This window comes from Acidianus sp. HS-5 (assembly GCF_021655615.1).
Lineage (GTDB): Archaea > Thermoproteota > Thermoprotei_A > Sulfolobales > Sulfolobaceae > Acidianus.
Window position 1 is genome coordinate 698,247 of sequence record NZ_AP025245.1, and the last position, 21,263, is coordinate 719,509.

Below are 21,263 nucleotides of genomic sequence, written 5' to 3' on the forward strand. Positions count from 1 at the left end.
ACGGCGAAAAAGTGGCTTTCCAGCATTGACCATAAGTACACTTCTAAAATTACTCCATTTCTCCTAACAGTAGTATTAGGCAGAATACTCGGTAAATTGTTAAGGGACTATAATTTCATTAAAACAGTAGAAGAAGCTCTAGGGTCTTTGGGAGTAGAATATTTAGAGCTCCCAGAGTGGGATAAAATTGTTGAAAATGTCAGAAAATATAGAATAGATATTGAAGACACTATTCATGTTGCTACAGCGTTTGAGAACGTATTAAGTATAATATCAAACGACGATGAGCTAAAGAGAAAAGTTAAGACTGAATTTTAATATAAAAGCTCGACACTCTTAAATTATTAGGAGGAGCACTAGACTGTGATACCTTTAGTGACTTTTAGTCTAAATATCATCTTTATCGTATATATAGGCGTTCAGCCAGACGGTAAGAGCTTGTTACGCCATTTATCGAAGACTTTGCTTCTGTTTCCTTCTCGACTATATTCCCCAGCTGAGGAGAGTATTACTCCTCGGCTAATAAAACCTAGACTAATGACAATGAGTTAAGAGTGGCAGTAGAGGTGTGCCCGTGGCAGGATTAAAAGTGAGTAAAAGTTACGCCACGGTAAACACTTATTAATACCGAACTTGTAGATTCTCCAAACTCATGCTAACCTTTAATTCCTTAGTAATAATATACACAGTATGGTAGAGGAGTTAACTAAGCCTTGAATTGACATTAAGAAATACCAGGAGGATATGTTCAAAGAAGCCTGGTATGAGGCAGACTTAAGCTGAGAGGTTAATGAATGACGGGCTGTTAAGGAACGCCGCAGGTAAGGCTTATCAGGCTGTAAAGGCTTACGTTGCTGCAGTTGCGGTGGACTTTAGGCCTCAACTGGCTAAGTACTTTCAAGGTAAAAAGAAGCTTTCGCCAAATAAGGAAGTGAAAAAAGTTCATTGGATAATTGCAGTAATGCCAAGTACAAGGATAAGGGAAGTAGTCGCAATAATAGGTGACGACCAACTTAGGTTATTAACTGAAATAGCCTTAGACCTTCACGATTTCCAATATAATGGTTTCGATAAGGACTCTGAGATTTCAAAGTATAGCATGGAAGAGTTCGTGAAGAAGGACATGCTTTACGTCGTGAATTTTATAAAGAGTAAAGTAAAAGGGCCGTGAAAATAAGTTAGAAAATCATTAGACACTTACTTACCTAGATAATTTAAATCCGCATTCTTTACAATACGTTCATGAGAACACAAGGAAATAAGTCACACGGAAATAATTTAACTCCCTCATCCTAAAACTTTTTATGATCACCTTCAAAATACTCAACTCCCAGGTTACTTACGACGGAGAAGTGATAGAAATAAAGGAGAACATACCTAACAGCGAGTCTTTCATGGAAATTTACGGTGGTGGGATAAATAAACTCTCCTTAGAAACTCCTCATTATAAGATTGTAGGAAAGAACATTTACCTGCCTTCAAAGGAGATAAACCTTGCCGACGTAAAGTCATTTATTTACTCCGCAATTAGGAATATTATTAGAGAGGACAAACAGCCCATAATATCCTTGAGCGGAGAAGGCCCAATTTACGACTTTTCCGTGGACTGCCACGAGGTCAAAATAACTGAGAAGACCTTGAATGGAATACACTTCCTTTCTGCTGCTTTACAAAAGCCTCTCGTTGCTTCTCCTATTAACGTTCAACTACCTCCTTGGGTCGCTCCTTTTAATCTATCTTCAGCAGTAATTTCCATTGATGAGAAACCACAGGACGTGCTGAAGAAGCATTTTTCTCAAATAAGTAAAATAGTTACTGACTCTGGGTATATTGAGAAGAATGGATCAAGGTTAACAAAGATTTATCATGTGTGGACTAATAAAGAGTTATGTTATACTCAGCTGACTGGTTACGTCTGCTTTGAAGATTCTGGGAGCGTTAAGGAAATTAGACCTTCAGATAAAGAGGTAGAAAAGATAGTTAATGATATCCTCAAGGGCTACGCTAAATGCACTGTAGAGAGGGGGATGATAGTAACATAGGCCTTTAAGTGTTAAGATTATTAAGTGCGAGATCGTCTTTAAATTTTCCTTTTAATCCTTTCAATTCTTACATCTTCCTCAAAGTTTTTTATGAATTCGTTAGTCCAAGATTTTAATGCTGAAGAGGCAAGTCTTTCCATCCATCCTTCATATTCAATGGATAACGTGACTTTATTGGGCTCCAGAAGTAAGATTATTTTACCTATGCCAGAGTCTTTTCCATGCCTTAGGGTGAACACGTATGAAATCTCGTCCAATGAAGAATAAACGTTACCGTTAAAGTCATGATAGATCCACATGTATTTTGCGTTACCGTAAAAAGATGACCTGCCAACTTTTATTTCTTTTATATCTCTAAATATTTTAGGAAATAGAAAAGCTGGATCTGAGAGTAATAGCCTTAATGACTCTACAGAATGCAAGGTATTTATCTCAAATTTATACTTCACAATAAAAATAAAATATATAATGAGGTTAAAAAGATTTAGCCTTATACTTATTAGATATATAGTTCTCTTTGAGGAAGTCAATATCCCCTTTTAGCACTTACAGGGAAATCGCTACATTTGTTGTACAAGGGGGACTAACTATCAATAAGCTTGAGACTAAAGTAAAATGAAAATTGATCTAGAGAATCTTTTATGAAAGAAATCTCTTAAATTATATTTTTTGCATGAAAATTAAGATAAGGCCATGTTCAGTTCATCTGGGCTTTAAGATCAACACAGTTTTAATGGTTACAATACTAAAAATATATAAATTAGTAGTTTACGGGAATCTCTACTGCTTAGGAATTTTCATTTTATATCATGTTAAAATAAATCTTATTCAATGAAGAGATCTTAAGCTTGCAAGGAGTTATTTAACCTTTCTCAATTTTTAAGGTTACGTAACCTTGCAAAGACTTTCCGACATTAGTCTTCAAGAACTTTAAAGTAAACTTGTCCTAAAGCTATTCCTCCATCTCCTGAGGGTACCTTACTATTCGTAAGTACTTCAACGTCCGTATTCTCCAATATTCCTTTTAATATATATTCATTAACTGAAGCTCCTCCAGAAACAAGAATTCTCTCTGGATTTAATTTCTCTGCAACTTTAACTAAAGCTTTCCCTAGCTTATATTGCAATGTTGCTGCCATATCTTCTTTCCTAAAATTATTATCCAAAATCCACTTAAATGTCTCCACAATATCTATTTCGTCGCCTCTTATAGGAAATTCAAAATCTAATATTTTCCCTCCTCTTGCGTAAGCTTCTAATTTTATAGCCGGCTCACCTTCGTAAGTCCTTTCATGGCTTATGTCCAAAAGTGCAGAGACTGCATCAAGGAATCTTCCAGTACTTGACGTGAAAAGTTCGGATTTCTTACTTTGCATTTCCAAGATTTTTATTTCATTCTCAGAAAGCTTTACGTACTTCTTTATTTCATCCCAAGATAAAAAGTTCGATAAAAATAATGCGAGCATCCTATCCGGTCTCTTAGCGTTAATATCGCCTCCAGCGTAATTAACGTATCTCAAATGATATTCCCTTGTGTACTTCCCTCCTTCGAATTTTATCACCTCGCCTCCCCAACCGTTACCGTCGTCACCATAACCTATTCCATCAACAGCTATTATAACTCCATCCTTAATTCCTTTCTCCGCCGCAACGCTTAAGCCGTGGGCATAGTGATGCTGAACTTGAATAAGATCTGCAGAGAATTCTTCAGCAAACTTCCTTGCCAACGCTAAGCTCTGATATGCCGGGTTTTTATCGGCAATAACGTACTTAGGTTTCATTGAGTAAGTGTTTAAAAAGAACCTTATTGACTTCTCCATTTCCTCTAAATTTTCGAGCTTATCAGTATCTCCTATGTAAGGAGTAAGTATAACTTTATCGTCAAAAGCTATTGCCCCAGCGTTTTGAAGCTCTGCACCTAAAGCTATTACCGGCTCGACTCTTCCTTTAATCCTTATCCAAGTAGGGGCAAAACCCCTGCTCCTCCTTAGCATGAGAACTCTTTTAGCAGAAACCCTAACTACACTATCGTCTACCATGTTAAGTATTTTCCTATTGTGGTAAAGTATATAATCAACTACTCCTCTCAACTGTTTCCTAACGCAGTCCTCATCAGTGCACATAGGTAATCCGTGAATGTTCCCGCTCGTCATAATGGAGATCTTTTCCTTAAGCGAGTCAAGGATGAGGTAATGTAATGGAGTATAATAAAGGAAGTGCCCATCCCTATCTAAGCCCGGAGAAACATATTTTGACAACTCACCTTTCTTTTTGAGCAGTATTATTGGTCTTTCCGGGGACTTTAGAATACTCTCTTCAATTTCAGAAACTTCAGCATATTTCTTTATTACATCCAAGGAAGTAGACATTAATGCGAAAGGCTGTTGAGGCCTCTTTTTTCTCTCCCTCAGTTTTAAGACTACGTCGTCGTTAAAAGGATCTACTGCTATGTGAAATCCTCCAATACCTTTAATCGCCACGACGTAGCCTTCCTCTATTAGCTTTGCTGTAAGCTGTATGGGATCCCCTTCGACCCTTTCCCCATTAATATCTTCCAGGGAAAGTCTGGGACCGCAAATTGGGCAACTTATCCCTTGTGCGTCAAATCTTCTCTCGTTTTCTGGGTCGTCATACTCCCTTTGACAATGAGCACACATTGGGAAATCATTCATTGATGTGTTTTCCCTATCGTAAGGTAACTTGTATAACATAGAGAATCTCGGACCGCAGTATGCACAACTGTTAAAAGGATACCTGTAATGTCTGTCCTTCTTGTCTAGAACTTCTCTCATGCAATCTTCACATACTGCTAGATCTGGTGGAATTTCTCCGGGCTCTTCTATTGCATTTTCGCTCTTTAAGATCTTGAAATCGTTGAAATTCTCAATATCGCTCTCTTCAACTACAATTTTCTCTATCCTAGCAGGAGGCGGTAGTTTTGAAAAGAACTGTGACATGAACTTTCCTATGTTTTCTTCATTTCCTATAACCTTTACTTCAACCTCACTACCTCCTAAATTCCTTACGTAACCTTTGACTCCTGATTTAACAGCAATCCTGTAAATGAAAGGACGGAATCCGACGCCTTGAACTATGCCGGAGAAAATTATTCTGTAAACTTTCATAAAATATGTTATTACTGAAGGAAATATAATAGTTTTTACGGTTAGCTCAATAAGTGCTTTGTAGGATAGTTCAATTTTTATCAAATTTAGTTAAACTTACTTTTAATCCAACGCTTAATATATGGACAATGGGATTGGCACTTAAAGAAGTACACAACAAAGCGTTATCATATTAAACATGACAGCAAGAGTCAAAGTAATGCGAATCTATCATTAAATAAATTTATCAGAGTTAAAATATATACATTTAAAAGCATTGCTCAAGAAGATTTTTATTGTACAAAAAGACATGAATATATGGACTATTGCCAAGCACTAAAAGAAGTTCTTAATCATAACATTATTTGGCTTGAAGCACAATCGTGCTCAGGAGAAACGGTAATGATGTTAAAGGAAGGTTGTGAAGGAGTAGACGACTTATTCTTTCACTCCTCTCCGGTTAAGCTAATATCTATCGTAGCTGAAGACAAATCTGGGCCAGATATGCTAAATGATATCCTAAATGCAGATAATTACCTTTTGGTGGTAGAAGGTGCGATACCTAAAGACGATAAACTGTGTAACTTTGGCGGAATGAGTTGTAGCGAAATCCTAAAGAGGCTCTCTGAAAAGGCTATAGCTGTAGTTGCAGTAGGCTCTTGTGCTGTAAACGGCGGAATAATTAGAGAAGTAGGAGGACAGGGAGTAGGGGAAGTTCTAAAAAAGAAGGTTTACGAAGTGCCAGGTTGTCCGGCTTCAGATAAAACAATGGTTGCAATGCTCTATTCTGTTCTTCAAGGTGCAAAGTGAATGGTGGAACTTTCCTTAGATCCTATAAGCAGAATAGAAGGACATTTAGGAATTCACGTCAAGATAGACAACGGAGAATACACGGAAGCAAATATAGAAGTTTCAATGTTTAGAGGATTTGAGAACTTACTTAAAGGAAAGGAATTACACTTAGCACCTAATATAGCTGGAAAGATCTGCGGAATTTGCGGAGCTACGCATACTTTAGTATCAACTGAAGCACTTGAAATGGCAACCGGAGTTTACCCTTCAGAAAGAGCAACAGCTTTCAGAAATGTAGCTTATTCTTTAGCAGATATAATGTATAATAACGTCACAGTAGCATACCTATTTCAAGCTATTGATTACTCAACCGAAATCGTAAAGAAACAAACTCTTAAAGAATATGAAAGGGCTAGGAACACTCCTGCAGAGTTTAAAGATATTCACGGGTTTCCTACAATAGCCGACATAATGGACAATTTGTACTTCGGAAAAAGTGTATACAAGGAAGCTTTCAAGCTTCAGACAAACTTAAGGGATTTGGCTACTGCAATCTGGTTAAGATACCCTCAACCTCTCAGTATGAAACCGGGTTCAATAACTGTTAGGGATCCTTCAATTATAGATAAGGTAAAGAAGTTTATGAAAGAGGACAAAACGATAGAAAAACTGTTTTACATGATGGCAGACTTAAGGGATTTCGTAAATTATTATAAAAACATTGAAGAGGACTTCGTAACTTACGGATTACTGGAAGGGGAAGAATATAATGCTGATTACGAGGAAATGGATAATTGGGCTGATAAGAGGCTCTTCCCTCCAGCTTTAATAAAGAAGGGAGAAGTCGTTGAAACGAAGTTGAGTAAGATACTTTTAGGAGTCAGAGTTTACATAGAAGGTACACCTTACGAAGATTGGAATAATGAATACGATAAGGATGAGCTAGGTAACGAAATTGATAAAAAGCACCCTTGGAATAAGGAGACTAAAATAAAATCTTTAATAAATACTAACTTTGTCCCTACTGTGAAGCAATTTCATGGAGAGGAATTCATGCCTACAACAGGAGACATAGCTAGACTATACGCAATGAGACTTAGGAAGGGAAAAGTTTCAGCTTTAAACTATGAGTGGGAACCAAGAGGAAATAATGTAATTGAAAGGACTTTTGCAAGGATTTTTACAGTAGCTTTCTTAAAGGAATTTTTGGAGAACGTTGAAGTCCCTCAGGGTAATTTAGAACCTATTAAAGGAAAGACGGAATATACAATGGCTGTAGGAGCACATGACGCTCCTAGAGGTGCTAATGCTCACTGGTTAATAAGGGAAGGAAATAAGATAAAGAGATATCAAATAATAACTCCGAGTGATAGAAATTTCAGTCCATTAGGAGGACCGGTAGAAAGGTCAATAATTCATCAAAAAGTAACTGAAGAAACTGTTACGGGCTTAGACGCATTAAGGGTAGTAAGAAGTTTCGATCCGTGTTCTGCTTGTGCTGTTCATTTAGAGTATAAGGATTCAAAATTAGTAGTTCCAGTTTAATTTTCATTATCGGATTTATAATTTAATTATCTTCACCAAGAAGCTTCTCATCTAAATATCGAAGTTTTGCCGATTTATTGGATAGTTCACTACAAGCAAGAGACGATTATTACTGTGATATTTTTAAGTTGTGAGACCACTCTAATTCTTTTCGTGCAGGAGATCTCAAAGTGTTAATATTTTTAACATTTGACAACTATAAATATAATATCTAATAAAATCTTTAAAATAAATGATTACAATTCTGCGGATACGTTTTTATGTGAAAATTACTATATTTAACAATGTTTAAGCGAAACTAACTGCCACTATTCTCATTATATCCTACAGTAACTATTAAAATCCTCTTTTATATGAAGATATATTATTGAAAATGTCATATCATTATAGACATGTTATCATGCGATCCTATCTCTGTTATGAATCTCCTTGGGAAATAACTATAATATTGACATTAGAATTAACTTACATGTTTCTACTCTTCTGTTGAATAATCTTAAGTATTTCTTCTTTCAATCTTATTAATTCTTGGCTATTCTGCGTTTTTAACATATTATCCAATTCACTTAGAGCCTCAGTAATTAATCCTAATTCTATCATATCCAACAACTTTGCTTCAATAATCCATACATTGTTTGGATCTTTTTCTATAGCTTTTTCGTATTCCTTTATAGCCTCATTATATTTGCCCATCTCATCGAGGAGAGTTCCTTTAAGATAATGATATGTTGAAGAATTTTTATAATCAATAACCGACGCCTTTTCAAGACAGTCCAAAGCATCATTAACCTTCCCAATCTTAAAAAGAAGTAACGCTTTTTTATAATGAAAATCAGTCACGTGAGGGTCGAGTTTAATAGCCTCATCGTACTCTTTCAATGCAGACTCAGGATCAGTTTCGCTATAGATTTCTCCCAGCATGAAATGAGGCCAAGGATCTGAAGGATTTATCTGCGAAAGCTTTCTCAATTCCTCAATTCTTATCTTAACACCTTGAGGGGACTCGGACATAAAAACCATGGGATACTTTCCTTTACGTATAATAAGACTTTCTATTAACTGGACTCCATATATTAATGATATTTTTTATTAATATCAAAACAAATTTTTACATAATAAGATTCCGATTAAGGGTTATTATTTTATTAAATATGGTATTAACCGGGTTAATTTAAACTGAGTTGATCTTTCATAAAATTCGTTTATTTCGTAATCTTGAGAGAATGATATGTGTCATTCAAAATCTCGCGTCGAGACTTCTTGAAGCTGGCTTTGACAGCGACAATGCTTTCTGCGCCAGAATGGGATAAGGCTATAGCAAAAGCAGTGAACATGATAAAGAACGGTGATGTAAACATAGTATGGTTTGAGGCACAAGCTTGTGAAGGAAACACAACTGCAATAATACAAGCTACAGATCCTACAGTAACTCAAGTTTTATTCGGTGCAAGCCCATTAGTAGGTCCGGGAAGCGTAAAAATATCCTTCTGGCCAAGCCTCATGCCACAACAAGGTGAGCAAGCAGTAGACATATTAAATGACATAATTGCTGGAAAATATAATCCATACGTGCTGATACTAGAGGGAAGTTTTCCAGACGAGAAAACTGCACAACAATACAATTCCAATGGATATTGGGGAATGCTAGGCCCTAAAACGCTAAATGAATGGGTAGCAGAGCTCTTGCCCAATGCAGTTGCAGTTTTATCTGTAGGAAATTGTGCATCTTATGGAGGACTAATAGCAGATAAAGTGTATCAACCACCGCCTAAATTCATAACTCCATCATGGTCTCCATCACCTACTGGCGCCGTAGGATTTTTTGATGACCCGTTAAGAGGATATAAAGGTTTACTAAGCAGATTTTATGAGGATAATTACTTAAATGCTAAAGAGGGAGCAACACCATTCTATAGCTTTGTTAAGAATCCTAATTCCTATCTCGATATAACTCCATCTCCTTCAGCTTCAGTAAAGCCAGCAATAGCAGTGCCTGGATGTCCTGCAAACGGTAACGGTATAATGAGGACTCTAGCTAATTTAGTCCTATGGGCAGGAGGCCTTGCTCCATTACCAGAACTTGACCAATATTGGAGACCAATGTATTTCTTTAGATACACTGTCCACGAACAATGTCCCAGAGCAGCATGGTACGCAGCAGGAGACTTCAGAACTCAGCCAGGTCAGCCTACTGCAGCATGCTTATTTGAGGTAGGATGCAAGGGACCTGTATCAAATTGCCCATGGAATAAGTACGGCTGGGTTGGAGGCATAGGAGGGCCTACTAGGACAGGCGGAGTATGCATTGGATGTACCATGCCGGGCTTCAGTGACCTTTATGAACCGTTCTATAAACCTTTACAAGTGCCTACCCCATCCTCCACATTAACTACTGCAGGATTAATAGGAGCCGGAGTAGTATTAGGAGCAGCAGCAGGATTTGCAGAAAAGAAGATGGTACAAAAAGGCGGATTGAGGTCGAAATAAAATGCAGTTACCGTTCGGGTATTATCCTGTCGGTAACTCTCTCTATCCTCTAGCGTTAGACCTTTTTATGCCAACGGTATTTTTCTTCTTCTTCGGTGCAGCTTATAGAACGGCTAGATATTTTGCATTTTATAATAAACCGTTCGTACCGTACACATCATCATTAAGGGGAATATCCACCAGAGAAAAAATTAAGGATTTAGTTAACACATTTGCGAATTCCAGTAAATTAGGAATAAAGAGAAAGCCAGTAACAACAGCTGCAGGTCTTCTAATGCATATCTCCTTAATTGTAATAATATTCCTCTTAGCTCAACACATGGTTTTCTGGGCTTATTATATTCCCCCATATAAGGTGTTATTCCCTCTTGCTATTCCTGAGAGCTCCGTTGACGGAGAGTTAGCATTTACTAGGGCATCTTTGCCTTTGACTCCAACACCTTATCCTTTCGTTCACGATATATGGGGACCTTTAACAGTAATCCTTAATGGACAATATATAACATATCTCCTAATGATTTTACTTGGAATTTACTTAGGACATAAGTTCCACATCTTAGGAGAAAGACTAGCTCTGAGAGCAGGAGATTGGTGGTTTTTCGTACTATTATATATTGATATAATACTGGGATTCTTGGCAACTTCTCACATACCAAATAATGTAGTAGATTATGATAACTTACTTGGTGCACACATATTGGTTGCTGAAATTTTAATAGCGACATTACCTTTCACTAGGGGATTTCATATGTTTGAGTTCTACTTAGGCAAAATGAGGGAATGGTATTTCACGGTATATAGGAGAGGTGAAAAATAATGACTCAAGCTATTGCTGAGAAAGTAAATATGGACGCATTAAAGAGGGCAATTGACGAGGTATTTTACTCGCAAATAGACTCAACAACCTTATATTACTTCCAATCTTGCGTTAATTGCAAAGCATGTGAAGTAGCTTGCCCGTTTACTCCCACTTCTTTACATTATTCACCAGTAAATAAGGCTGAAATATCTAGGCAATTATATAGATACAGATTTAGCATATGGGGTAAGACAATAGGTAAGGTAATAGGAGGAAGTAAGAAATATTTGACATTGAATGAAGCAGAAACAATGGTTGATTATGTATGGCATTGCACTAATTGCGGAGCTTGCATGTTTGTTTGTCCAATGGCTATAGACAGCGGAGCTTTAATAGATCTACTTAGACAAGTAGCGTTTAAAGCCGGAATGGTACCAAAAATCTATAGAGATATAGCTGACTTAGAAATCTCTGGTAAATACTGGGATGTAGATTTCTTTAAGAATGCTTGGAACTCTTTAATTTCAAAAATTAAAGACGCAATAGGTAAGGAAGTGCCTTTAGATAAGAAAAAAAGCGAAATTCTGTTTTACGCAAGTCTCTATGAAGCTATGGTTTATCCTGATGTTTTAGTAAAAGTAGCGAAAATCCTTGATATGCTAAACAAGGATTGGACTTTCATGTCAAAACCCCTTGGAATAAGACCTCCTATTGGATTAGTAATAGGAGACAAAGAAGGGGCTATAAAAGTTATGCAGAGAGTTTATTCTTATTTTACTGACATTTCTCCAAAGTACGTTATGATGACAGCTGGAGGATTTGAGTATCCTTCATTAAGATATACTATGCATGAGACGTTCAAAGTAAAACCTACATATGAGGTAGTTCATGTTACAGAACTTTTGGCAAAATGGTATGAAAATAATGAGTTTGAAATAGAACCATTAGATGAAATAATAACCTGGCACGATCCATGCCAATTAGGCAGGAGAGGTGGAGTCTTCGAAGCACCTAGAGTTCTAATGAAAGCCCTCTCTAAAAAATTTAAGGAACTACCGAGCCATGGCGTAAACAGTTTTTGTTGTAGCAGAGGAGGTGGAGGATGCGGAGTTCCTACTATGGTAGAAAATATGGCAAAAACATTGGGCATAGCTATAAGTGAAGATGATAAAAAATTCCTGGACAGTACAATAGAGCCGTTAATAAAAGCTGGTAAAATTAAGGTAAATGAGATCAATAAGGTAAAAGCTAAAGAAGTTATGACAGGTTGTCCAGTCTGCATAGAGAGTATAGGTTTTTCAATAGATTATTATCATGCTAACTCGCAAGTTAAACACATAATAGACGTATTAGCCGATAGAATGAAGGTGAATAAAAAATGAAAGTTGTTTTTCTTTTAATTCATTTTAATATGTATTAGGTGGAAATATATGCCTCAGAAAACGTTTATTATAAAAATTGTAAAAAATAATCACTTTTTTCAATTAAAACGAGGTGAAAATACATGTCCTCAATAAAGAAAATGGTTATAGATCCTATAACTAGAGTCGCAGGTCATTTAGGTTTAACTGCAGACGTAAATACAAATACAAGACAAGTAACAAATTATCAAGCATACACATATGTAACAATGTTTAGAGGATTCGAAGTATTCCTCAGAGGAAGACAACCACCAGACGCAGTTCACATAACTTCAAGGTCTTGCGGAGTTTGCGGTGCTGCACACGCTAATGCTTCGGTGAGAGCAAATGATATGGCTTTAGGGGCAGTACCATATCCCTTAGGTCAAGTTTTGAGGAACTTAGCATATGCAATGACTGACATGATATACGATCATTCAATTATCCTAAATGTATTGGAAGGACCGGACTTTTCTGCACAAGTAATGCAACAATATTACTCATCATGCTGGCAGACAGCACAACAAACTAAGGCAGAGTACAGCGATATTCACGGATTCTCGACAATAGCCGATATAATGACTGCACTTAATCCCTTCAGCGGATGGTTATGGATTCACGCAGTAAAAGCACAAATATTGGCTAGAGAAGCAGGAGTTCTAATTTACGGTAGACATTCGCATCCTCCAATGCTGATACCAGGGGGAATAGGCACCGATTTATCAGTAGGAGAATCATTATTTACACAATACATGTATAGATTAACAACACTAACTGCTTGGACAAAGGTAGTGATAGCCGCATGGATGGACTTAGCTAACTTCCTCATAAATAACTGCGATTACGAATATCAAGGATTAACTTACAGTAAACCTACATATATTTCAAGCTATGGATTTGAAAGCCCGGAGTTATACAGCAATTTAGGAGATACGTATGAGGATATTTATAGTAATTATGATTCCTTAGCTCAAAAAGCTTCAGAAGGACCTCAAACTGTATTTAGGGCTACAATTGTAAGGAACGGAGAATTACTAAGCAAAAGCTTCATTGACCTAAACGTTGGTCAGTTGGAGTTCGTTAACTCTTCTTATTACCATAATTGGGCTAAGATAACTTCACCGTTTACTGAAACTGACCCAATAGGTAATAAACTAGCTTGGGGATTAACTGCTAGCGACGGCATTCCGCTATACATGTACCATCCGTGGAATAAGACAACAATACCCAACCCTCAAGGTCCTAACTTCATGGATAAATATAGTTGGGATGCAGAACCAAGGTTAGTTTGGAAAGACGGAACAATGTGGGCTTACGAAACTGGACCGTGGCCAAGGCTTCATGCAGTAGCTCATTACCATCCAAATAGTCCAATAGTCAAGAACGGTAAAATAAGTATAACATTACCTACAATAAGTGAAATTCCGGCTTGGTTACCGTCAGGCTCTGCTGCAGAGTGGACTGTAGAATGGGAGCCACCGGATTATTCTACTACATTAAGCAGAATATTAGGAAGGGCCGTAGATATGGCTGCTGCAATATTTACTGCATGGGATAACTTAGAATACGGATTACAACTGTTCATGAAGAATCAAACAAGTCCAAAGACTTCAAGGTCATGGAAACAACCATCATTCTCAGTAGGAGTCGGACAATACGAAGTTCCAAGAGGAACATCAAGACATTGGATCGTAAATAAGGATTATTCGATAGCCAATTACCAATATCAAGCTCCAACAACGGCTAACGTAAGTCCGAGAGATAATAACTGTAATGGACCTTGGTGCATAAATGGGCAAGCTATAGGTCCATTTGAAATGTCAGTTATAAATACGAAGATCATGGAAGAAGTTCCGCCAGACCAATGGGTTGGATACGATTTCTTAAGGGCGATAAGAAGTTTCGATCCATGCCTAGTATGTGCCGCACACTTCGAAATTAAAGGAAAAGTAAATAGAAGCATAGAGCATATAATAACTCCGGTGTGCAACTCTTGACATGCGTCAAGATAAGCCTTAAAGAGATACCTAAAAATTCAATGGTAGAATTTTATTTTCCAGCCCAAAAGCCTTGGGAAAGGAAGCCCGTTCTTTTAGTTAATTATAACGGAGAAATTTATGCACTTGAAGCTTTCTGCACTCACAACGGCTTATCTCTTGAGGACGGATTTCTGACTGATGATGGAAGAATAGTCTGCTCTTGGCACGGTTCAGTATTTGACGTTAAAACTGGAAAGGTGCTTGATGGACCTGCAAAAAGAGATCTAAAGAAATATAACGTTAAAATTGAGGGAGATGAGGTGATCGTCAGTGAGTGAAGTAACCGCCTCTGGATTTACTGGAATATTTACTGTTAGATCCTTTTCAGACCCTGATTTGTATGCGTTTGCAGGCAGATTAGCAGGCCTAGGATATGAAGTTGCTCAAATAAAGCTAAGTGGTTCTACCGGATATGTTTACATTCCCCTAGACGATAGCGGAGCTTTTGCTAGGAAGAACCTCGGAGAAATATTTTACCAACCAAGAGCGTTTACTGTAATATCAAACGATTTAGGTAATTTTCAACTAGCCGCAGGAGAGATGATGAGGGCTTTAAAGGAAAGCGGTTCTCTGAGCATAGATTACGCTGAGTTGTCGGTAAGTTATGAAAGAGTTCTCAACTTACCTTCAATATCTTCTGATGGCTGGGATTTGAGGGGATTTACAGTATCAAGAAATCCATTAAATTCCAAGAATTACGAACAAATTTCAATATCCAAAATTAATGACGAGCTATCTAGATATCTTATTACAATTTATAATAGAGGGGAATATGAGATTATAGTTAAGATAATATCAATGCTAAAGTCCAAAATGGATGAAATAGCAGATTTTATGACTAAATATATAAAAAATTTTTTAACTTCAGAAGGAGAAATTAAAGGTGAAAATCATGGACTTACCAAAACAGATTGAATTACTTTTCAGGGAGAACACTCCATTAGCTTCGAAACTGGCTGATGAAATTGCAAAACTTGCTCCTAAAGTTACCGAAAAGACAGGATTAGATAAGATTAAAATAATGAACTTCTGCGGTTCCCATGAGTGGACCACAACACATTACGGCTTAAGAGCATTAATGCCAAAAGAAGTGGAGCTAATTCCTGGACCAGGATGTCCGGTGTGCGTTACACCTTCAAGCGATATTGAGAATGTAATAAAATTAGCAATGGACGGATATAGAGTATATACCTTTGGTGACGTATTTAAATTACCCACTGTTAATCATTATAAGAAAGATCAAATAGGCAGCTTAGCTGCTGCTAAGGCTGAGGGTGCTGACGTAAGGATAGTTTACAGTTTTGCCGACGCAATAGAAGATGCAAAGAGAGACAACAAGCCTTCAGTGTTCTTTGGAGTAGGATTCGAAACTACAATTCCAAGTTATGCAGTACTTTTTGCAAAAGAGAAAGTCCCTAAGAATTTACTATTTTACTCTGCAACAAAACTAACTGCTCCCGCTGCAGAATACGCTGTGAAAATACACAAGGCAAGCAAAAGAACTCCGGTCTCTGGCGTGATTGGTCCAGGTCACGTTTCAACTATTATAGGAGCAATAAGTTGGGACTTCTTCCCTAAAGAGTACAAAATCCCTGCAGTAGTAACAGGTTTTGAGCCTATAGATGTACTTACCGGAGTTTTGACTATATTAAAGGATCTGTATACTGGAGACATAACCTACACTAATCTAGAGTATAAGAGAGTTGTAAAGCCTGAAGGTAACGTTTATGCACAGGAGGAAATAAGGGAGGTATTTAATGTAGTTGATGCTATATGGAGGGGAATAGGGATAATACCTAAAAGCGGGATGGACTTCAACGAGAAGTTCTCAAATTACAACGCAAGATTACAATTAGGACTGGAGGAAAAACCATGGGACTATGACCTTCCGCCCGGTTGTAAGTGCAATGAAGTTACTTTAGGGACGGCGTATCCTAACGAATGTCCTCTATTTATGAAGGCATGTACTCCAGCAAGACCTTGGGGACCTTGCATGGTTTCAATGGAAGGCGCATGTGCAGTGTGGGCTAGGTTTGGTTCGTCTCAAAGAGTTCTAGAGGCATTAAAGGAGGTGAAATGAGATGTGTTGGGCAGTTCCTGCTAAAGTTATTGGTGTGGATTCAGACGTTATTGCTACTGTAGATTTAGGCGGTAATACCTTGAAGAAAGTAGCAGTAGGCGTAGATAACCTAAACAAAGGAGATTACGTAATGGTTCATGCGGGTGTAATAATAGCGAAGCTAAGTAAAGAAGAGGTTATAGAGAACATAAAATTCATAGCAGATCAGATTAGAGAAACTGCTGAACTGGAGGGAGAAAACCCTGATGAGGCTGTTAAGTCATTTATGGAATCCGTCTCTGGAATATTAAAAGACTTAGAGAGTGAAAAATAATGGACAGAATTTTACTCTCTCACGGTAACGGAGGTAAAGATACAGAGATCATTTTACAGAAATTCATATTCTCTAAATTGCCAGAAAATTTAAAAAAGACTGATGGAGGGTTGGGCTTAAACTATTTAGATGATGGAGCTATAATCAATTTTGATAACGGAAATAAGATAGTGGTTTCTACAGATTCTCACACTATATATCCCTATTTTTTCCCGGGAGGGAGTATAGGCAAGTTAGCAGTTTCCGGAACTATTAATGACGTAGTAATGATGGGAGGAAGACCGATAGCAATGCTAGATTCAATAGTAGTAGCTGAGGGCTTTCCTTTGGATGATTTGGATAAAATAACAAATGACATGATTTCTATATTAAAGGAATATAACATAGCGTTAGTAAGTGGAGATTTCAAAGTTATTCCTTCAGACTCTATGAAAGGTATAGTTATAAACACAGTAGGAATAGGAGTAAGTAAGAATCCTATTATAGATAAGATTCGAGAAGGAGATTCCGTAATAGTCACGGGTCCTATAGGTGTTCACGGCTCTGTAGTCGCAGCATTACAGTATGGTATTGATACTAAGCTTGAAAGCGACGTTAAACCTTTAATAAAACTACTTGAGATATTTGATAAGTTTTCAGAAGATGTTCATGCGGCTAGAGATCCTACAAGAGGAGGACTGGCAGCTACTCTAAACGAATGGGCTCAATTATCTGGAAAGATGATAGTAGTAGAGGAGAAGGATATACCAATTCCTGAGGAAGTTAAATCGATAACTGAGATTACAGGATTAGATCCTTTAGTTTTAGCCAATGAAGGAATAGCAGTGCTTTCAGTTTCTCCAGATAGAGCAGAAGAAGTTACCGAGGAATTAAAGAAAATAGGTTTCGAACCAAGGATAATAGGCAAAGTTATTGAACCTAAGAATAAGGATAATAGAGGATTAGTTATCGTAAGAACTGAAGTAGGGGGTTCTAAAATTCTCGAAATGCCCTCAGGAGATATAGTACCTAGGATATGCTGAGGTGATAAAATATGAGTTCGATTTTAGATATATTATTGGAAATACTTGCAATTAAAGATGTAATAAAAACTGAGGTTCAACGGCCTTTAAAGCAGGAATTATTGAGACCATTATACGAAATAAAGACTACTAATGAAGATGTTAATTTGGACGAATTATTGAAAAGTTATGGAGCCAAAGACGTACTAGATCTAGTTAGTAAGATAAGAAAAAGTATGGTGAAATAGTGAAAATCGTAATAGGTTTTATCCCTTTTTTCTCTACTCCTGACGGTCAAGTAGTTGAAGAAGTTTACAACTTGTGGAAAGACAAGGATAGCGTCCTAGATTTGGAAACAGATCCTATAGATGCAGGAGAACAAGTTAAAAGATTAGGAGCAGATAAAGTTTTGTTAGTGGGGAGTAGCCGTTATGCTTCTGAAGGCATTTCAGAAAAGGAGTTTGTTTTGGAGACTAATGATCCTTGGGAAATGATGGAACTTATAAGACCAGGACTTGATGGAAGATACTACGTTGAAGACGTAGCTTACGGAATTTTAATCTTTGGAGGTTACAAGAAAGTTTATGCAATATACTATAGAGGAGATTACTCTAAAGAGAGGGTTAAAGAATTAAATAGGAAAGTTGAGGAAAAAGTGGAATGGCTGTCAAAATCATAGGCATGGGAAACAGACTTTACGGAGATGATGCAATAGGATCTTTAACTGCAGAATGCATGAATGCCTTAGATGCAGAGGCTAACGGCTTTCAAGCTCTAACTTTCATAGAAAAAGATGACGTAGTTATATTTATTGATGCAATGGTTATGGATGAGGAATACAACTTATTTAAAGTAAATTTAGAAAATGTGGATTTTGTAGAGATATCTGACCCTCATAGACTTTCTCCAATCCAAGTAGTTTCTTTAGCTAGGAAATCGGGTAATATGCCAAAAGAAGCTTACGTCTTAGCTATTAAGCCTGAAAAGTTAGATTGGCCTGGGATCTCAGATAAGGCTATAGAGAGAGTTAAGGAATTACTAACTAAATATAAGGGATTTTTGGAAAAATATGGCGTTACTGTAAATGTAGAGAAGGTAATTGAATGCTTAAAGGAAAGGAGCGATAAACCGTGGTGATTTTGAGTTAACAAGATAATTCAGCTAAACTATTTACAGAAGGAGCTATCTTGAAGATTTCCTGCTTCTCAGAGGACTCTTTTCTCAATACTGTCAAATTCCCATAATTCATTTTCATACAATACACAGTTTCATATTTAGCGCTTTCCCTTTCTAAAAATCAAATACGCTGTAAATAAAGTTAGAGCTAATAGAATTAATATCTTATAAACTAGATTATTGAGTTTCTCTTCACTGTTATGAGTAATAATAATTTCTTGATGAGTGCTTGAGTTATAAGGATCTGTAGAGTAGTGAGTAGCCTTATAACAGCTTAAGTTTTCCTTTCCAGTTGTCAGCTTTGCGTAATATTTGCAGAAATTTACCGTGATGTTTTCAGCTTTTTCTGCAGTATCTTCGCCAAACGTAAAATAGTTCGGAAAAGTAACGTAAAAACTCTTGTTAAGGTAAAGTAACCAAAGAGAAGCATTCAACTTAGAGAAACTGGTAATCTCTCCGTTACCACCTCCTCCAAAGACAAGCTCTGCATCGTAGTAACTTCCCACCGGAGTGTAATGTCTACCGCAGACTGTTAGGTAGGCAAAACTAAAATTGCCGTGGATTAATACTTCATCATATACAATTTCCTTATAGCATGATGAACTGCCGTTTCTAGTAAGTATAACGGTAAAACTAATCAATACACCGCATTTTTCTAAGCTAATGTTAGATGCTAAATACCCGCACAAAGGTAAGCGGTAATTAAGCTCAGGCTGACAGTAGTAATTTCCGTAATAATATTCTGTTTGATTACTTTGATTTACAATTGTTACATAACCGTTAGAGGAAGTAATTGTGCAATTTGAGAGCTTAGCGTTTAAGCACGTGATATTCAGAATGTCGTCAGCAAGTTTTATCTCATGTTTTGACGTTAGGAATTCTAAGACATTCTGTAACCAATAAACTTGCTTACCAGACCTTAAAACAACATTGAGCTGTAATGATGCAGCGCAAGGAGGGACCAGTTTTTGTGATTTATTATATGCTAAAATACAAAAAATGGAAAACTTTCCTATGATAGAATCAGTCTTAATAAAGTAAGGTTTACTTTTAGTAGAGCAATTAACAATACCGTAACTTACTATACCTTCCGAAGATGGGTAAGAAAGCCTAAGGTAAGGATTAATGAAACAAGTGATTACCCTATAAGATAAATAAAATAATGAATTTGCGTGAACTACTATTTTTAAGAAAACGTTCCTAGGTTTTTTAAAATATATATGCGCAAAAACTAAGGTAGTGTTTTTATCTGTATAAATAATTTTATTGCATTGCAGAATTTCAAAAGTAACTGTAGTATTAGATATTAGGAACGAATGCAGTCCTTCAGGAGTTTCTAAGTTAGGGATCGGTATTAAAATGGATCTATTAGATGAAAGTAAGAAGGAAGAACATAAAGCTTTCTTTCTGCACTTTAATTTATGAACGTAATAATGGAAAGAGGCATCATTACCTTTAATTATTACCTTATATTCTCCCAGAGTTAATAATATTCCAGAAGTTAAATTATTTTTAGAGTATCCAGTGTAAACTACTTGTTGATAAAAGCTATTTTCTTCTTTCATAATCGTCACGTTAGCTTCTCCTTTTACAGTGAAAATAAATGCAGAAGGGGAAGTAACGTTTATCATGTAGGTATTGCACTGAGAGGATAGAGTAAGAGAATTCATGACTTCAAGAAGAATTATCAAAGCCAATAGTGATTTTGTAATCAACATCTTGCTAATTATTATTTTCTCTTTATTTTAATCTTATCGTAGGAAGAAGCTTTGGGCTTAACTGGAAGTGCTCTAGTCCATACTTCTTCAGAAGCTTCAAAGCGCTCTTTGAGATTGAAGGAGAAACTATTCCTCCCCTGACTCTGTTCCCGCTCCAACTCAAATAATCTACATACCTCTTTAACTGGGAAACAGCCTCTAACCCTGCTTGAGCTCTCTTAAATTCTAAAACTAGGTATCCAGAGGAGGTTACACCGAGAAGGTCTATTTTCCCAAAGGGGGTCTGATATTCCCTCTCTAGAGGTATGAAATCCTTTAAAATCAACTCTGGATTCCTAATAACTTCCTCAACCATTTCACTCTCACTCCCAAAGAGGTGAAATTCTCCCTCATCAACTTCAGCTAAGGATAAATAATAAACTACGGGCATTGCAATCTCTAAAACTTCCTTGGGTCTCCTCCTTTCAACGAAAATTCTCAGCTCATCACCTATTTCTACGTGAACGTCTGAGCTTGAAGGTTGCCAATTTACGGGTTTGAGTTTCCTATTACTGTGGACTAAAACGCTACCATCGGGCTTAAAAGTTATCAACCTAGAACTGTAAGTAGCTATCGAAGAAGCCCTTCCAGAATAAAGGATTTTACAAAGTCCGAAGACGGTAATTACATACTTGTCTCTCTCATTCTCAAGAACTTCCTTGACTGCTGAAAACTCTGGTAAGTCAAAAAATTTGTACTTATCCATCAAGATGGTAATACCTTAGAAA

Annotated in this window: 22 protein-coding genes; 17 read left to right on the forward strand and 5 right to left on the reverse strand. The window is 36.9% G+C overall.

The window, feature by feature from the left end; translation table 11 throughout:
• Positions 1–48 precede the first annotated feature (48 nt).
• From HS5_RS03685 to HS5_RS03695, 3 genes are all read left to right on the forward strand, one after another.
• Positions 49–318 (forward strand): PIN domain-containing protein, encoded by a 270-nt coding sequence (locus HS5_RS03685; protein WP_236753456.1) that lies wholly within the window; start codon positions 49–51, stop codon positions 316–318.
• A gap of 472 nt (positions 319–790) precedes the next feature.
• Positions 791–1,171 (forward strand): PaREP1 family protein, encoded by a 381-nt coding sequence (locus HS5_RS03690; RefSeq protein WP_236752813.1) that lies wholly within the window; start codon positions 791–793, stop codon positions 1,169–1,171.
• A 133-nt stretch (positions 1,172–1,304) separates the two neighbouring features.
• Complete coding sequence (locus tag HS5_RS03695; protein WP_236752815.1) at positions 1,305–2,042, forward strand: hypothetical protein; 738 nt, start codon at positions 1,305–1,307, stop codon at positions 2,040–2,042.
• Between the two features lie 38 nt (positions 2,043–2,080).
• Here the strand turns inward: HS5_RS03695 and HS5_RS03700 are convergent, their stop codons facing one another.
• Together HS5_RS03700 and hypF are read right to left on the reverse strand one after the other, a co-directional pair.
• The gene (locus HS5_RS03700; protein ID WP_236752817.1) at positions 2,081–2,491 is read right to left on the reverse strand and encodes a DUF3211 domain-containing protein; all 411 of its coding nucleotides are present in this window, start codon (positions 2,489–2,491) and stop codon (positions 2,081–2,083) included.
• A gap of 465 nt (positions 2,492–2,956) precedes the next feature.
• Complete coding sequence (gene hypF, locus HS5_RS03705) at positions 2,957–5,167, reverse strand: carbamoyltransferase HypF (RefSeq protein ID WP_236752818.1); 2,211 nt, start codon at positions 5,165–5,167, stop codon at positions 2,957–2,959.
• A 297-nt stretch (positions 5,168–5,464) separates the two neighbouring features.
• On the opposite strand from hypF, the gene HS5_RS03710 reads away from it, so the two are divergent.
• Both HS5_RS03710 and HS5_RS03715 read left to right on the forward strand, forming a co-directional pair.
• Entirely contained in the window at positions 5,465–5,956 is a 492-nt protein-coding gene (locus HS5_RS03710; RefSeq protein ID WP_236752820.1) for a Ni,Fe-hydrogenase I small subunit, read from the forward strand.
• Positions 5,957–7,483, forward strand: a complete 1,527-nt coding sequence (locus HS5_RS03715; protein WP_236752821.1) for a nickel-dependent hydrogenase large subunit — start codon at positions 5,957–5,959, stop codon at positions 7,481–7,483.
• 465 nt (positions 7,484–7,948) lie between these two features.
• Here HS5_RS03715 and HS5_RS03720 read toward each other — a convergent pair whose 3' ends face one another.
• Entirely contained in the window at positions 7,949–8,494 is a 546-nt protein-coding gene (locus HS5_RS03720) for a tetratricopeptide repeat protein (protein WP_236752822.1), read from the reverse strand.
• Between the two features lie 219 nt (positions 8,495–8,713).
• Here HS5_RS03720 and HS5_RS03725 point away from each other — a divergent pair, with 219 nt between their 5' ends.
• The 12 genes from HS5_RS03725 (at position 8,714) to HS5_RS03780 (ending at position 18,739) form a co-directional block, all read left to right on the forward strand.
• The gene (locus HS5_RS03725) at positions 8,714–9,970 is read left to right on the forward strand and encodes a hyaluronate lyase (RefSeq protein ID WP_236752824.1); all 1,257 of its coding nucleotides are present in this window, start codon (positions 8,714–8,716) and stop codon (positions 9,968–9,970) included.
• A 1-nt stretch (position 9,971) separates the two neighbouring features.
• Positions 9,972–10,787: a hypothetical protein gene (locus HS5_RS03730; protein WP_236752825.1), complete on the forward strand. Its 816-nt coding sequence runs from the start codon at positions 9,972–9,974 to the stop codon at positions 10,785–10,787.
• Entirely contained in the window at positions 10,787–12,151 is a 1,365-nt protein-coding gene (locus tag HS5_RS03735; protein ID WP_236752826.1) for a (Fe-S)-binding protein, read from the forward strand. The genes HS5_RS03730 and HS5_RS03735 overlap by 1 nt, the downstream gene beginning before the upstream one ends.
• 122 nt (positions 12,152–12,273) lie before the next feature.
• On the forward strand, positions 12,274–14,166 hold the full coding sequence (locus tag HS5_RS03740; RefSeq protein WP_236752828.1) for a nickel-dependent hydrogenase large subunit: 1,893 nt from the start codon (positions 12,274–12,276) through the stop codon (positions 14,164–14,166).
• Positions 14,163–14,486, forward strand: coding sequence for a Rieske (2Fe-2S) protein (locus tag HS5_RS03745; protein ID WP_236752830.1), 324 nt, complete (start codon positions 14,163–14,165; stop codon positions 14,484–14,486). The genes HS5_RS03740 and HS5_RS03745 overlap by 4 nt, the downstream gene beginning before the upstream one ends.
• Complete coding sequence (locus tag HS5_RS03750; RefSeq protein ID WP_236752832.1) at positions 14,479–15,123, forward strand: hypothetical protein; 645 nt, start codon at positions 14,479–14,481, stop codon at positions 15,121–15,123. The genes HS5_RS03745 and HS5_RS03750 overlap by 8 nt, the downstream gene beginning before the upstream one ends.
• Entirely contained in the window at positions 15,101–16,288 is a 1,188-nt protein-coding gene (hypD, locus tag HS5_RS03755; RefSeq protein WP_236752833.1) for a hydrogenase formation protein HypD, read from the forward strand. Before HS5_RS03750 ends, hypD begins: the two co-directional genes overlap by 23 nt.
• 1 nt (position 16,289) lies before the next feature.
• On the forward strand, positions 16,290–16,601 hold the full coding sequence (locus HS5_RS03760) for a HypC/HybG/HupF family hydrogenase formation chaperone (RefSeq protein ID WP_236752835.1): 312 nt from the start codon (positions 16,290–16,292) through the stop codon (positions 16,599–16,601).
• A complete protein-coding gene (hypE, locus tag HS5_RS03765) occupies positions 16,601–17,623 on the forward strand; it encodes a hydrogenase expression/formation protein HypE (RefSeq protein WP_236752839.1) in 1,023 nt (340 codons plus the stop codon). The genes HS5_RS03760 and hypE overlap by 1 nt, the downstream gene beginning before the upstream one ends.
• 11 nt (positions 17,624–17,634) lie before the next feature.
• Entirely contained in the window at positions 17,635–17,850 is a 216-nt protein-coding gene (locus HS5_RS03770; RefSeq protein ID WP_236752840.1) for a hypothetical protein, read from the forward strand.
• Positions 17,850–18,281: a hypothetical protein gene (locus tag HS5_RS03775; RefSeq protein ID WP_236752841.1), complete on the forward strand. Its 432-nt coding sequence runs from the start codon at positions 17,850–17,852 to the stop codon at positions 18,279–18,281. The genes HS5_RS03770 and HS5_RS03775 overlap by 1 nt, the downstream gene beginning before the upstream one ends.
• Positions 18,263–18,739 carry a hydrogenase maturation protease gene (locus HS5_RS03780; RefSeq protein ID WP_236752842.1) on the forward strand — a complete coding sequence of 159 codons (477 nt, stop codon included), beginning with the start codon at positions 18,263–18,265 and terminating at the stop codon, positions 18,737–18,739. The genes HS5_RS03775 and HS5_RS03780 overlap by 19 nt, the downstream gene beginning before the upstream one ends.
• A gap of 137 nt (positions 18,740–18,876) precedes the next feature.
• Here HS5_RS03780 and HS5_RS03785 read toward each other — a convergent pair whose 3' ends face one another.
• Positions 18,877–20,496, reverse strand: a complete 1,620-nt coding sequence (locus HS5_RS03785) for a thermopsin (RefSeq protein WP_236752843.1) — start codon at positions 20,494–20,496, stop codon at positions 18,877–18,879.
• A gap of 22 nt (positions 20,497–20,518) precedes the next feature.
• On the reverse strand, positions 20,519–21,241 hold the full coding sequence (nucS, locus tag HS5_RS03790; protein WP_236752844.1) for an endonuclease NucS: 723 nt from the start codon (positions 21,239–21,241) through the stop codon (positions 20,519–20,521).
• Between the last annotated feature and the right edge of the window lie 22 nt (positions 21,242–21,263).

Coding starts and splice junctions, on each gene's coding strand:
- HS5_RS03730 (WP_236752825.1), top strand. CDS start 9,972: ATGCAGTTACCGTTCGGGTATTATCCTGTCGGTAACTCTCTCTATCCT.
- nucS (WP_236752844.1), bottom strand. CDS start 21,241: ATGGATAAGTACAAATTTTTTGACTTACCAGAGTTTTCAGCAGTCAAG.
- HS5_RS03740 (WP_236752828.1), top strand. CDS start 12,274: ATGTCCTCAATAAAGAAAATGGTTATAGATCCTATAACTAGAGTCGCA.
- hypE (WP_236752839.1), top strand. CDS start 16,601: ATGGACAGAATTTTACTCTCTCACGGTAACGGAGGTAAAGATACAGAG.
- HS5_RS03735 (WP_236752826.1), top strand. CDS start 10,787: ATGACTCAAGCTATTGCTGAGAAAGTAAATATGGACGCATTAAAGAGG.
- HS5_RS03715 (WP_236752821.1), top strand. CDS start 5,957: ATGGTGGAACTTTCCTTAGATCCTATAAGCAGAATAGAAGGACATTTA.
- HS5_RS03690 (WP_236752813.1), top strand. CDS start 791: ATGAATGACGGGCTGTTAAGGAACGCCGCAGGTAAGGCTTATCAGGCT.
- HS5_RS03785 (WP_236752843.1), bottom strand. CDS start 20,496: ATGTTGATTACAAAATCACTATTGGCTTTGATAATTCTTCTTGAAGTC.
- HS5_RS03720 (WP_236752822.1), bottom strand. CDS start 8,494: ATGTCCGAGTCCCCTCAAGGTGTTAAGATAAGAATTGAGGAATTGAGA.
- HS5_RS03770 (WP_236752840.1), top strand. CDS start 17,635: ATGAGTTCGATTTTAGATATATTATTGGAAATACTTGCAATTAAAGAT.
- HS5_RS03760 (WP_236752835.1), top strand. CDS start 16,290: ATGTGTTGGGCAGTTCCTGCTAAAGTTATTGGTGTGGATTCAGACGTT.
- HS5_RS03695 (WP_236752815.1), top strand. CDS start 1,305: ATGATCACCTTCAAAATACTCAACTCCCAGGTTACTTACGACGGAGAA.
- HS5_RS03780 (WP_236752842.1), top strand. CDS start 18,263: ATGGCTGTCAAAATCATAGGCATGGGAAACAGACTTTACGGAGATGAT.
- hypF (WP_236752818.1), bottom strand. CDS start 5,167: ATGAAAGTTTACAGAATAATTTTCTCCGGCATAGTTCAAGGCGTCGGA.
- hypD (WP_236752833.1), top strand. CDS start 15,101: ATGGACTTACCAAAACAGATTGAATTACTTTTCAGGGAGAACACTCCA.
- HS5_RS03710 (WP_236752820.1), top strand. CDS start 5,465: ATGGACTATTGCCAAGCACTAAAAGAAGTTCTTAATCATAACATTATT.